This window comes from Aureispira anguillae, from assembly GCF_026000115.1.
GTDB classification, from domain to species: Bacteria; Bacteroidota; Bacteroidia; order Chitinophagales; family Saprospiraceae; genus Aureispira; species Aureispira anguillae.
This window is the reverse complement of the sequence record NZ_AP026867.1, coordinates 2,144,554-2,158,979: the sequence shown is the minus strand read 5'-3', so window position 1 is coordinate 2,158,979 and position 14,426 is coordinate 2,144,554. Positions and strand designations below refer to the sequence as shown.

Genomic DNA, 14,426 nt, shown 5'->3' with positions numbered 1-14,426 from the left:
CCTTATGGTAAAAAAAAGAACAAATGCGTCTTGTCTTAACACATTTGTTCTTTTTATAAAAACTTATATAAAAACTCATAGTATTTCTATTCAACCCAATCTCCAGGAGATTGAATCGATTGAGTTATAATACGAGTCAACAATTCATTCAAATATTCTACTTTATACTCTCCTACTGTAGGTTCAACATGCCCATTTCCGACCCCACTATGATCGGTCATAAAAACATAAGACCCATTGGTTGCCAAAGCAAAGAAACGCATCAAAAATTCTGTATCCTTGTCAATTCCACTAGAAGCAATAGGAATTAATTTAATACCATTTGCTGCCGATTTTCGAATCATCTTTTGTAATTTTCGAAGGCTTTTGTTGTCATGATGAGGAGGTGCATCCAACATCAAAAACACAATACGAGTTTTCGCTGATTTAGACCACTTCTGTTCATCAATTGCTTCTATCAACGCAGCATCAACCGCTTCAGGGTAATCTCCTCCACCGTCAGCTGATTGTTGGTTAATAAAATCAATTGCAAGGTCTGTATTTGCAGATAAATCTGTCGATCTAGTGATGTATTCATCTCCTTGATCTCTATAAAAAACAGAACCTATTTGTAGCGTTAAATCGGGCTGGTTTATTTTTACTTGCGCCACAACATCCTCTAATTCTTTTTTTAGATAAGCAATTTCATCCTCCATTGAACCCGTTGCATCTACCACAAACATAATATCTGCATTATTTTGAGGGATAGAAGCCCGAATGGGCAATTTAAAATTATTAACTCCTCTTGTATAAGTCGTTGGCTTATCCAGCGAATATTCTTTTCCGTTGTAAGAGATAACAATTGTGTTTTTTAGATTTTTTTCTTCCGAAAAAGGCTGCGCCCATAATTCAGCAACCCCGACATTACTAGTTTTTGCCTCCCATAATATGTCTTGATTTTCTCCCAACAACTTAACCATACAATCGGCAACAGGCAAACCACCTTTATCTTCTATCAAAATAGAATAACGCTGAGTAGGAAAAAACTGCCAATAACTTTGATACTCAAAAAACATTTCTTTCTGCATCAAAGATTCCCAGAAGTTCCAATTGCTTAGATCATTCCATTCTCCTGCTGTAAGTGTCCCTGCTTCTGCCCCTAAATGTTCTTGTGAAATAGAAGCTCCATTATTGTCGTTTCCGATAGAAATTTCTCCATCCCCACGGGCTACTAAGGTTGTAATTTCATAAGTATCGTTGACCATTTCATTATTTGGCATTTCAAAACTAGAACAACTAGCTAAAGAAAAAAAAGCAATGCCACATACAAAGTAGTGTATTCTTTTCATAAGGATATGATTGTTTATTTATGGGAGCGTGATAATTATTATTAACACCTTTATATATAAGTAAGTAAAAATAAAGAATATAGTTTGGGTAACTCTCTATGACTCTAAATTGGCAAATGTTACCTCTAGATTTACTAAAAAGCTTTTTAATATTTTTTTGCAAGCTTTTTTGCTTTTTTTACAACAAAATTGTTCCTAAACTATTATACCTTAGTGAGAACTAATTTGGGTTGTTAAGCAAACTTTATGGTTCATGCCAACAGAGAATAAACTTACAAAAATACATCCATATTAAATAACTATTTCTGTAATTCTTTACTTTTCAACACTTGCCATTAACAACTTAAAAAAAACTTTTCTTCACCTCCCCCAACTCATAAAATGTTCCACTTAATTAACTTTTAAATCAATAACCTTTTGGAGTTTAAGCATTACGAAATCGTACGGATAAAAACAAGCAAAGAAGAACGTAATTTAGATCCCCACCGTCATACTTACTATGAATTATTTCTTTTTTTTGCTGGCAGTGGCACCCATCTAATTGACTTTAAAGAATTCAATATACAACCACCAAGTATCCAGCTAGTGGCTCCACACCAATTGCATCAAGTCAAGCATTCTAAAGATTCTCAAGGTTATGTCATCAAGATTCAACCGCTTCTAATTGCTTCCAACCCGCTATTAAGTAATTTCTTTAATTTTATTCAGTATAACCAACACTTTGAAGTTGGAGTTACCATTAACCAAGAGGAAGCAGCCTTATTAACCAATAGTTATTTGTTTTTAGAATCTTATAAAAACACGAATTCAAACGATTCGTTATTTGCGGCTTTGTCAGTTCTAAATTTATATATATCCATCCTCAAAAAGCACCAACGTATAGACAGCCAATCCGAAAACAACCCCAATAATGAGCATTTTAATACCTTTCTAACACTAGCAGAAAAGAATTATTTAATTGAAAAAAGTGCGGATTATTATACCCAGACTATGAATATTTCTCTAAACAAACTAAATGCTATCGTTCGAGAACGAACTGGAATGTCTGTTAAAAAATTCCTAATCAATCGAGTGCTGCTAGAAGCCAAACGACTTATTGTTCACAGTGAAATGTCTGTCAAGGAAATTGCTTATCAGTTGGACTTTTTAGAACCTGCCCATTTTTCTAACTTCTTTAAGAAACATCTAGGAGGTACTCCTAGTAAATTTAGGTCAGAATTCAGATATTAAACCCACAAAAACATTAAATGAGTAAAACAAAAACACAAGAAAGTAAAGCAAAAATCAAAACACTAAACACCTAACAGTCAACTTAATAAGTTTTATTTTTGCAACTCTATTCTAACTTTTTGCATTTACAACAACCTGCTAATCACATAACTTTGTACGGTAATCTATTCTAAACGTTTAAACAGTACAATTTTTATGAAACGGAAATTTAATTTTTTCAGCACAGTTGCAATTTTATTCACACTGATTAGCTGTCAACCGAATGAAATTCTTACCCCTAAAAATGATGACAGCCCTACAATAGACCAAGCTCCTCTTCATTCCAAATTAGCCTTGACCACAACAGATGGTTTATCTCAGATAGCTGAGGAGGATAATTTATGCCATCTTAAATTACAAGGAACATGGCTAGTTTCCTCTATTTTGGATGCTCAAGGCAATCCAACAACGCCTAATATGTTGTATTTATATCTGCCAGATAGTCTACGGTTTACTCAAGAAAAAATCCGATTAGATTGGGTTGATCCTACAGGGTTTAATCTGCTAGATTACACCCCTAATACTCCCCATGAATGTTATCATGCAATGTATAAGGTTAATTGCCAAACTCGCTTTTTGGACATTGGACAGCTTTACTGTTCTACTCCTGTCCCTCCTTCAGCAAGGTGTGGAGGGCCACAATATTCCCGTTTAAAAATAGTTAGTTTAAAATCGGATGAAATCATCCTAGATAGCTATGCTGTTGGTTGGGACGCTCAAAGCTACAGTCCCATTCCTGTAGAATATGTCCAGCGTTTTGTATTTCAAAAACAGTAAAGCAACAGCACTCCATTCAGGATAAGGGATATTTTAAGTAGGCTGCCAGAATAACAATTTCTGACAGCCTTTTTGGGCTTTGTTTTTGATAAAATGGAGGTTTTTTTATAAAAATTCTACCCTAAGAACTCAATTATATGTATTGGTCTAAAATTCACTAATTATGTATAATTATTCGCCCTGTGGTTATCCGTTTTCCATCTCCTTCTAAACGATAGAAGTAAAGACCTTCTTCCAAATTATCTCTGCGCAATATTAATTGGTTCCCCCTTCCCTTTGTTGTCTGAACGTTTCGTCCCATTACATCAAACACCGAAATTTCAAGCGCTTCAAAATGTTGACCAACAAAAATTTGACTTTGTGCCTTAAAGGGGTTGGGAAAAACCTTCACTTCAATTTCCGAATGGTATATTTTATCAATGGCAATCGTAATCGGCACAAAATCTTGACCGACAACATGCCAAGTTGTATTGGTTACAATGGGTAGATTGTAATCAAAATAAATACTCGCTGTATTATTTATGATGCTACCAATTGGATTGCCTGCTTTTTGCTCAATACGATACCGAACAAAACCGTGGGAAGCCAATTCATTAACATTGCTATCTGGGAGTTCGATGTTACTAAAGGTTATTTCCAAAATGCCTTGCCCATAAATTCTCCAAGAATAGGGATGACTACTCGCCCCCATTTGAATATGCTCTATATCTAAATAATCAGAAATAGTATCTCTAATAACGACATTAAATGCCGTATCTGTTCCTGTATTCTGAAATCTAATCTTAAAATCTAATGCGGTATATTGTTCAATATAATGCTGCGTTCCATAACCTACTGGTTGAGCAGATTTATCATTAGGATCAAAAGACCCAATCGCTGGTTGACAATCAATTGCTGTAAAAGGGACGCTACTTCCATTTGAAAATTGTGTCATAAAATTGGTACTAAACATTCCCATTGAGTCTGGAACACAGCCCTCTATTGCAATCGTTGCGATGCTATCTCCAAGCAAAGCAGGAAAACCCGATTCTTGCGGAATCATAATTCGATAAGTTTTGCCTGTATCTGCTGCAACAGCAATAACTAGAGAATCCCCATTATTAATAACGCCACTATTATCCACATCCATAATAATATGATCTTCAAAAACATAATAATCTTTTGCGCCAAAAGGAGCTAATCCTGTATTAAATAGTTTAAAAAAGACCGTGTCATTTTCACAAACTGCAACAGGAGAAATCACCGCTCCATTCCAGTAATTGGGAATACATATTGAATCTGGATAGATATGAACCTTAGAGCAAATCGTTTGATCAAAAGTGACCGAAGAATCAGCTAAAACTTGTATTTGAAAAGCATCGCAGGTATTAAAAGGAATCGTGTCCAAATCAAAGGTATAAATATTGCCATTTTGACTAGCAATGGGTATACTAGTACTCAATACCTGCAATAAAGTATCGATTTCTACTTCAACCCTCCCATTAAGAGCATCTACAGTTCCATTATTACAATAAGAAACACTATAAAAACTCCCAAAAGATGTATTTCGCAAAAAAGGCGCTGCAATATCAACTTGCAACATTGGGCAAGCAATCAAGGCCTCCAAACCAAAATCCAAGGCATAATTTCTATAGAGACTATCCACAAATAAAGAACTAGGGTTATTACAGGCTCCCCAATAGGGATTAGAGAAAACTGCATTAACAGTATAATTGCCTGTGTCTACTGCAATGGAGTAATTTCCCATGGCATCTGTCGTACCATAATAGGTTAAATTACTGCTTGTATTGGTGGCTACTATTAAAAAACCACCCATTTCTTGCTCGCCTATATTTTTGCTACAGTTAAGATTGGTATCATAATAAACATTGCCCTTAATATAGCTCGTAAAATCTTTTAGCTTTAATACAAAAGCGTCCGATAATCCATTAGAAGTTAAGGTATCTGTTTCCCAATATACAACCGAAGAGGCCTCTCCTGTAAGATAAAGGTGATTGGTGGGAGCCACTAACAGATCAACACCTTCTATCGATGAATTGGGCAAAGGCCCGCCAAAAGAATTTGTCCAAAGAAAATTACCGCTAGCATCTAATTTTAATACAAAAATATTCACACTACCATTGCTGGTTAATTCATGAATTCCAAATCCAGGGTCAAAATCTGAGGTGCCATAAAAATGCCCCGTTACATAAACATCTCCTAACTCATTAACGGCAATAGCTTCCGCTCTTTCTCCAGAATTAGGCACATCTTCTAATGTTTTTACCCAAGCCAAGTTACCAGAAGGGTCCAATTTTTGAACATAAAGTTTTCCTTGAATTTGTGTTGGAATATTGGTGATTCCTGCCCCTGGATCAAAATCTACCGTATCACTAAAAAATCCAGTGCTGTAAATATTTCCTCCCTGATCTATAACAATAGATTTACCAATATTCGTTACCCCTCCTATCGAAGCCCTTTTCATTGTTTTTACCCAAAGAAAATTGCCCGCAGAATCCAATTTCTGAATAAAAATATCATCTTTTCCTGCATCTATTGCCGTACCTAGACCTGGATCAAAATCTACCGTATCGTTAAAATAACCTGTTGTATATACATTCCCTAAAGTATCTGTTGTTATAGAGAAGGTATAATCTAAATAAGTTCCTCCAAACGATTTCGCCCAAATCACATGACCACTAGGGTCTATTTTTTGGATAAAAACATCCGCAGAGCCATTGGAAATCAAATCTAGTGGAGCAGCTCCAAAACTAAAGTCTACCGTATCGTGAAAATACCCTGTAATTAATACATTGTTATCTTGATCTATTGTTAAGTCATTCCCTCTCTTGCTAGATGGAGCAGCGGCTGATTTCGCCCATAAAAAATCGCCATTACTATTTAGCTTTAGCACAAAATAATCCACTAAATTACTAGCAGGAAGTATTGTTGTACCTGGTCCTGGATCAAAATCTACCGCTCCCCTTACAAAACCTGTTAAATACACATCGCCTACTGCGTCAATTGCTATAGACAATCCTCTATCTGCATGGTTTCCTCCTATTGATTTTACCCAAATTAGGTTTCCAGAAGGGTCTAATTTTTGAATAAAAATATCACTGGTGTTTCCCAAAGCCGAAAGATTATGCACTCCTGCACTAGGATCAAAGTCTACTGTTCCACGAAAATAACCTACAGTGTACACATTTCCCAAAGTATCCATAGCAATCGAATTGCCTTTGTCATAGGAAGAACCTCCAAATTGGGCAACCCACTCTATATCTTGGGCATATAGATAATTTCCAGTAACTAATATGCATAAACTAAATATTAACCTAAGTATGTCTTTCATCATCTTTATTTTTATGGAATAAGGTTGTTCGATCAATCATTAATTAATAGGCATTATCACAAAACACAGTTCATGAAATGCTATGCCTACTAAAACATCTTTTTCTGATACTGTCTATTACAAACATACTATAATAGAATAGCAAGAACAACGACAAAAAATAAAAAATATTGGGATTTTATGGTAAGTTTTGTATTATTGTAACATGATACAAAGCCGACTCATTCAACTCTACTTAACGCTTAATAAAGCTGAACTAAGGCAGCTAAAACGCTGGATAAACTCTCCTATCCACAACCAAAACCAAGAAGTAGTTAAACTATTTGATTACCTGTCTAGTAGACGAAAAATAACCAAAGTTACTGTTCTAAAAAAACGGGTATTCAATGCTGTATATCCCAACGAACTATATCATGAAGCAAAACAAAATATACTAATGAGTTATGCTTTAAAATCTCTTAAAGAATTTATTGGCTATAATTTGTTGGTTTTAGAAGGATTTAATTTAAATAAGAGCACCATTGAAAGCCTAAAGAATCGGCAACTGGATCAAATGGCTACTCAAGAACTTCAAAAATTAAAAGCAACAAAAGCAAACAGTCCACTTAGTAATGCAGAAGAAACCTTACAGTATTTTCTATTAGAAAAAGAAGCTTTTGAGTTGGTCGGAACCCAACAAAGAACCATTCAAACTAATTTGCCAATATTATTTGAACACCTAACCGATTTTTATAGTATTGCAACCTTAAAATATGCTTGCATTGCAATGACGCATCGAAATGTTCGGCAACAAGAATATAGCATTCCTATGCTTGACAGCTTGCTAATTCACGCTCAAGAAAACAAGCATCCTATTGTACAATTATATTACAACGCCTACCAAGCACTCATACAGTTAGATAAAGAAGCTTACTTTCAAAAAGCAGAGCAGTTGTTTCTCGTCAACAATGATAAATTAAACGCTTCTGAAAAACGGGGAATGTTATTAATTTTAATTAATTATTGCATTAAACGAATCAACATGGATGCAAAGGCATACCAACTAAAGGTATTTGAATGGTATAAGTGGGGCTTAGAGCAAGGAGCCTTACTCTACCATAAAAAGCTCAGTCGCTTTACTTATTTAAACATTACTTCAGCAGGATTAAAATTAAAAGAATTTGATTGGGTTGCCCAATTTATAAAAAACTACGCCAACTATTTGCCGACAGCCTACAAAGCCAATTATGTTCATTACACAACTGCAAAATTATATTTTAATAAAAAGAAATATTATGAAGCCCAACAGCTATTGCAACAAATAGAATACGATGATATTTTTCTAAACTTAGATGCCAAAACTATGTTATTAGAAATTTATTACGAAGAAAAAAGCATTGATGCTTTAGAAGCTTTATTGGGCAGTTTTACACGTTATTTGCAACGCAATTCAATTATAGCTTATCACAAAAAAGTATATCAGAATATAATTTATTTAATCCAAAAGATGATTGACACCCCCTCTTATGACAAAAAAGCGCAGGAGCTTCTAAAAAAAGAAATCGAAACCTTAACTCCCTTAACAGAACGAGACTGGTTTTTAAAACAAATTGCAAAAATCACAACTGGATAAGCAATACTTATCCTTCATGTAAACAACAACTCCTAGTCCATCCCAAGTTTTTTTCATCAAAAATAAATATCTTTGAGACATCGATCCAATCATCAAAAGTAATAGCAAAAAAGCAATGGCAAAAAAAACAAAGTTTTACGTTATTTGGGAAGGAAATGAAACGGGTATTTTTAAAACCTGGAAAGAGTGTCAAAAACACATCAAAGGTTATGCTGGGGCTAAATACAAATCCTTTGCCTCTTTAAGAGAGGCTGAAGATGCTTTTGCAGGCAATTATTTTGATGCAATTACACCAACCAAAAAGAAAAAAATAGATCCGAGTCTAGCAGGTACTCCTACTTGGAAAAGCATCGCTGTTGATGCTGCCTGTAGTGGCAACCCTGGACTAATGGAATATCAAGGGGTAGACACTAGCACTGGAAAACGCTTATTTCACCTTGGTCCACTCCAACAAGGAACCAATAATATTGGAGAATTCTTGGCGCTGGTACATGGGCTAGCTTTTCTTCAACAACACAAGAGCAATTTGCCCATTTATACCGACTCTAAAATTGCTATGGGGTGGATCAAAGCCAAAAAATGCCGTACTAAAGTAGCCAAGACCAAAGCCAATGCGCCTATTTTTACCTTAATTGCTCGTGCTGAAAAATGGCTCAAAAATAATAGTTTTGAAACGGAAATCCTGAAATGGGAAACCAAAGCCTGGGGAGAAATTCCTGCAGATTTTGGTAGAAAATAAAGTTTATAGCATTTTATCCTTATTAATAGGATAAGTCACTATCTCAGTATTTAATTGTTTTTCCTTTTTTTTACTATCTTTGGCTTTTATTAACAAAGAATATCAAATTCTGTTTTTGGATAAACACAAAATGTAGTTTCGTCTGTTTAAAGAAATTTCCACATAAATTTATGATTGCTATACAAATCCAACTAAATCCAAATCTCTATCTTAGAGATCCTCAAGAAACAAAATTGGGCAAAAGAATTATTGAGCATAGCATAATTCTCATTGATGACCTTGGTTTTGAAAAATTTACGTTCAAAAAATTAGCAACACAAATTGACTCAACGGAAGCTTCTATTTACAGATACTTCAAAAACAAACACAAACTCCTCATTTATTTGGTATCTTGGTATTGGGAGTGGATGAAATTCCAGATTGATTTTAATACCATGAATATCGAGGATGTAGATAAACGACTCAAAATTGCACTTTCTGTTCTGGTAGAATCTTCTCAAAAAAACCCTGCAATCGGGTATGTTGATGAAAATTTACTCCACAGCATCGTTGTTGCTGAGTCCAGCAAGGCTTATCACACCAAATTGGTTGACAAGGAAAACAAAGATGGCTATTTTGCCAACTACAAGGTCCTTTGTGAATGTATTGCCAAAATTATTCTTGAAAAAAACCCTGCTTACCCTTATCCCAAAGCCCTTTCGTCAACACTCATTGAAATGGCGAACAATAATATTTATTTTGCGCAGCATTTGCCTGCTCTAACAGATGTTAAAATCAATCAAGGAGATTTAGAAGATATCAAGCGCTTATTAGAACACTTCGCTTTTTCTTCTATTGCTAATGTTCAGAATCATTGATTCTTTTAGCTATAAATCATATAGATAATGAGAATATTTTTAGCTTGTTTTTTTTTACTATTTTATATGTTCTGTTCCAATGCCCAAAGTGATGCCACTCGAACAGCATGGAATCAGGCTAAGGAACTTTGCAATAAAAATCTATATCTAGAGGCTAAACCTTATTTGCTTGCTGTTTATTCTGAAATGCCTCGCCCTCTTTGCTGCTATTGGCTAGCATTAGCTTATGATTTGGAAGAAAAAAGAGATTCTGCCATTTTTTATTATCAAACTTGCATCAAGAATAGCTCTAAACCACAATTGGCTGCTTGGGACAAATTAATTCGAGCTCATTTGCGTCAGTTAGATTTTGAAACAGCCTATGCGGTTGCTTGGGATGCCATGCAAAAATATCCAGGGAATCAGGTTTTGATAGAGGAATTTAAAGAGGTTTGTCTTTGGTCTTATTTTGTCAATCACCTTAAATTCAACTCCAAATACTTAAGCAGTACCCAACTTCATCCAGAGTATACCATAAAGACCATTACAGAACAGCAACTTATTATTAAAAACATTCTTAATGATAAAGGGCAAAATCTACATGTTGCTAATCGACAATATAAGGGCACTTACGAACTTTGGAAATGTAGCTATAATAATTCTAAAGCAACAATCGACATTAAGTTTAACTTAGAAGATCACGACATAGACCGCCAATTGGCCAAACAACACCTAGAAGCAAAAGAGGTTTATAACAACCAACAAAAACCTGTACATATACGCTTAGGAGCCCTGATTGCCTTGCTTCCCATTTCTGATAAACAAATGCTTGATTTATTGGCAGCCGATCTAGAAGCCATACGTTTCTGTGTTTGCACTGAGGTAAATACAACCACTTCTAAAAAAATTAAGAAATCTTGTTTAAAAGATCGTTCTGAAATGATAAGAGCTACCTGCGAAATCTTAGATGTATTTAAGTAACTAGGTAAACCAATACCAATACAGTAAACTCAACTGAATGGAAATAATGATATAAATAGGAATTTTAAAGTTCCATTTTTGTGTTTTGTGTCGCCAAATTTGCATTCCTAACAAAATACCCACACTTCCTCCCAATATTGCGGTTACAAAAAAATGCATTTCAGAAGTCCGCCAAGCCCCCTGTCCTGCTTGTCGTTTGTCCCAACCCATCCTAAGAAAGGTATATAACGATAAAATACCAACCCAAAGCCATATATAAAGTAGTTCTGTCATTTTTATACCATTAGAAGCTGTCTCTGTTTTTTGTTGAAAACAAGATCTAAAAATACTTTTTGCAATCCAAGATTCTTGCCTAAAAAATAAAAACATCTTCTAAAGATTGTTATCAACTTCGCAATTACTTAATCTTTTCTTGTGATAACTATTTTTCTGTAGATAGTCCTGTCAAATTTGCTAATTTGTATTAATTTTATCGATAGAACATAACTCTAACTAAATAAGCAAATCAATTATTACATGTTCATTAAAAAATATTACGATTTCAGTAATATTAATCGATTCTCTCCTTTTTTAAATAAAAAAAAGCAAGCATTAACGTGAAACACTTCGCAAATAACAAAAAAGTTCTACAACACAAATCAAAACAAAATCACCTCACAAAAAGAACTTTACAAATATAATAAAACACCATTCAACAAAGAAAAGCTTTTTTTTGTACTTGAATAAAATATAAACTCATTGCATATTTGTAGTATTCCAAAGCCCAATAAAATTAGAGCTAAAATTATTTAAAGCTTTTGGTTATCTAAGAAGGACTAAAACGTTTGCAGAAAAAAATACTTCAATTTATAAATAAGAATTCTATGTTTTTTCTAGGTTAATTATTTTTTGGTTTATAGAAACATTTATCTAATAATTATCTTTATTCACACCATTTCAAAATACATAGTAGAAACCTACATTACAATGACAAAAAATATCAGTTTACGAATCCTATATTTAACATTTGTCTCCTTCCTCTGGGTTGGACTTTGGTCCCCTATCCAAGCGCAAACCCTATCTGTAACCTCTAGTGTTGACAGCAATTGTACGCTAACAATTAGCCTATACGATAGCTTAAACAATATTACCAGCCTTAATCCTCCCTATCTTTTTTCTGTTGGAGGGCTTAACTTCAACAACAATTCTCTAGGGTCAGTTAGTTTTAATGCCTCCAGTTTAACCAATGGCATCCATGTCATTCAGGTACTTGATGGCAGCCAAAACACTTACAGTAATACCATTAATATAACTTGTGGAAAAGTAGCTAATGTAGCTACTTTTGTGCTGATTGATTCAACTTTTCAAACGCCATCTAGTTGCGATAGCTGCGACGGAGCTGCCTATGTAGAAGTTAGTAACCCCAATAGTTCGGCTTATACCTTCAATTGGAGTGATGGTGTCACAGGAATAGACAGTAGCAGACACCAAAGAACCAATCTCTGCCCTGGTATTTATACCGTAGTCGTAACGGATACCCTTTCTGGGCTCAGCAATTCTATTAGCCTTAATATAGGTTGTACAGGTGCTACTCCTCCTCAAGTAGCTTCTTGTTTTCAATCTTTGGATGTATATTTAGATAACAATGGTCTTGCGACAGTTTTTCCTCAAGATTTGAGCAATGCACCGATTGATTCTACTAAGACACAAGCCTATATTATTGATCAATTTAACAACTTTTCTAGTTCCTATCAATTCAACTGTCAAGATTTGGGCTATCATTATTTAACCTTGCTATTCATCGATTCAGCACAACAAATACCAGATACTTGCTCTGTTTTGATTCAAGTAATGGACAGTACAGGTACGTGTAATGGTTCTATTGGCAACACCAATGGGCTTCATGGCAATACAGCAGATGCTTCTAGTTGTAACACTTGTGATGGTTCCTATTCCTTTATATGGTTTGTAGATAGCCTCACTGCAATAGGACCTGCTACCGCCTACCTTTGGAGTGATGGTTCTACGCTTAGTACCAGAAACGATCTTTGCCCCAATCAAAACTACATGCTTTCAGTTAGTGATGGTACAGGGAATATCCACACCGCAACGGTCATAGTGGGTTGTCAAGGAACGGGCTGTATAGATTCCAATTCCATTGACTCAAGCTTGTTATGTCCCTCTGTTTATGCCCCTGTTTGTGGTTGCGATAGCGTTACTTACATCAATGCCTGTATAGCTGCTTATCAATATGGTGTCACATCTTGGACACAAGGTCCTTGTAGTTCAGGAAATATATCATTAGTAGTTACGACCAGTCCAAGTGCTAGCTGCGATTCGATTAGCTGTACTGGTACTGCCAATATAAACATAACAGGTGGTGTTCCTCCTTATACAACAACTTGGAGTGATACAACTATCTTAGGAACGTCTCCAACCAATCTCTGTGCGGGAAGTTATACCTTCACAGTAGACGATGCTGCGGGGAATAGTGTTAGTAGTATTATTGTAATTGGCATTGATGGCTGTGTTTGGCCAGGGGATGCAGATGACAACACAATTGCCAATAATTTTGACCTTCTTCCTATTGGTTTATACTATGGAGATACGGGACCTGCTAGAGCAGGAACAAGTAGCAATTGGGCACCTGTTACAGGACCAAACTGGTTGGCTTCACCTGCTTTGGGGCTTCCGAATAGAAAACACATTGATTGTAATGGAGATGGTAGTATAGATTCTTCAGATATATTACCAATTAGCCAAAATTATGGTCAATCTTATTTCCGTTCTGCTTCCAATTCTCTAATTGGACCAACTCCTTTCTTTGTACAAAACACAGTTGGGCAACCTGGTGATACGCTTGTTGCTCCCATTATATTGGGAGATGTAACGGATTCACTTGATAATGCTTATGGAGTTGCCTTTACCATAAATTATAACCCAGATTATATAGATGCTAGTTCAGTAGCTTCAAGCTTTAACAACTCTTGGTTGGGAAATAATTTAATTAGTATATCTAAAAACTTTGATCGTACAGGGCGACTGGAAGTAGCACTTTCTAGAACGGATAAAACTCCAGCACATGGTTTTGGTGCACTAGGAACAGTTTCTTTTACCATCAAAGATGATGTTTTCATAGGTAGAATTGTTAATACCGACACGGTGCTTACTTCATTTACGATTTCAAATGTTCGATTAATTACGCATTACAATACTGAAGTAGGAACAAATCCTCAAACGGGAACCGTTTCTGTAAGTCGTCCACTGAGCATTACAAAACTAAGCAACAACTTAGATATTCGCCTATATCCTAATCCTACAGATGGGTTACTAAACATAAGAAGTAAGCAGGCAAAAATCTCAACCATCCGCTTATTTACAGCAACAGGACAACTGATTGAGACTATTCAGAGTGATGATTTTTATGAAAATTCGATCTCTACAGAACAACTTGCTGTTGGTGTTTATTTCTTGTCTATACAAACGGATCGAGGAGTTTATAACAACAGGATTCAAGTTATTCGCTAAACGATAAGTAATTGATTTTAAAATTTGAAGATGGGTAACATCTTCA

Annotated in this window: 10 protein-coding genes; 7 read left to right on the top strand and 3 right to left on the bottom strand. The window is 35.2% G+C overall.

What is annotated here, in order from left to right; translation table 11 throughout:
* Positions 1-86: 86 nt before the first annotated feature.
* A complete protein-coding gene (locus AsAng_RS08400; RefSeq protein WP_264792323.1) occupies positions 87-1,328 on the bottom strand; it encodes a vWA domain-containing protein in 1,242 nt (413 codons plus the stop codon).
* Between the two features lie 417 nt (positions 1,329-1,745).
* On the opposite strand from AsAng_RS08400, the gene AsAng_RS08395 reads away from it, so the two are divergent.
* A complete protein-coding gene (locus tag AsAng_RS08395) occupies positions 1,746-2,558 on the top strand; it encodes a helix-turn-helix domain-containing protein (RefSeq protein ID WP_264792322.1) in 813 nt (270 codons plus the stop codon).
* 195 nt (positions 2,559-2,753) lie between these two features.
* Positions 2,754-3,374, top strand: a complete 621-nt coding sequence (locus tag AsAng_RS08390) for a hypothetical protein (RefSeq protein WP_264792321.1) — start codon at positions 2,754-2,756, stop codon at positions 3,372-3,374.
* A gap of 157 nt (positions 3,375-3,531) precedes the next feature.
* Here AsAng_RS08390 and AsAng_RS08385 read toward each other — a convergent pair whose 3' ends face one another.
* A complete protein-coding gene (locus AsAng_RS08385) occupies positions 3,532-6,708 on the bottom strand; it encodes a DUF7619 domain-containing protein (RefSeq protein ID WP_264792320.1) in 3,177 nt (1,058 codons plus the stop codon).
* Positions 6,709-6,910: 202 nt separating this feature from the next.
* Between AsAng_RS08385 and AsAng_RS08380 the strand changes: the two genes are divergently transcribed.
* From AsAng_RS08380 to AsAng_RS08365, 4 genes are all read left to right on the top strand, one after another.
* A complete protein-coding gene (locus AsAng_RS08380; RefSeq protein ID WP_264792319.1) occupies positions 6,911-8,317 on the top strand; it encodes a hypothetical protein in 1,407 nt (468 codons plus the stop codon).
* Between the two features lie 115 nt (positions 8,318-8,432).
* Positions 8,433-9,056: a ribonuclease H family protein gene (locus AsAng_RS08375; protein WP_264792318.1), complete on the top strand. Its 624-nt coding sequence runs from the start codon at positions 8,433-8,435 to the stop codon at positions 9,054-9,056.
* Between the two features lie 170 nt (positions 9,057-9,226).
* On the top strand, positions 9,227-9,913 hold the full coding sequence (locus AsAng_RS08370; protein WP_264792317.1) for a TetR/AcrR family transcriptional regulator: 687 nt from the start codon (positions 9,227-9,229) through the stop codon (positions 9,911-9,913).
* 27 nt (positions 9,914-9,940) lie between these two features.
* The gene (locus tag AsAng_RS08365; RefSeq protein WP_264792316.1) at positions 9,941-10,873 is read left to right on the top strand and encodes a hypothetical protein; all 933 of its coding nucleotides are present in this window, start codon (positions 9,941-9,943) and stop codon (positions 10,871-10,873) included.
* Here AsAng_RS08365 and AsAng_RS08360 read toward each other — a convergent pair whose 3' ends face one another.
* Entirely contained in the window at positions 10,874-11,146 is a 273-nt protein-coding gene (locus AsAng_RS08360) for a DUF1294 domain-containing protein (protein WP_264792315.1), read from the bottom strand.
* 693 nt (positions 11,147-11,839) lie between these two features.
* Between AsAng_RS08360 and AsAng_RS08355 the strand changes: the two genes are divergently transcribed.
* Complete coding sequence (locus AsAng_RS08355) at positions 11,840-14,380, top strand: T9SS type A sorting domain-containing protein (RefSeq protein WP_264792314.1); 2,541 nt, start codon at positions 11,840-11,842, stop codon at positions 14,378-14,380.
* Positions 14,381-14,426: the final 46 nt, after the last annotated feature.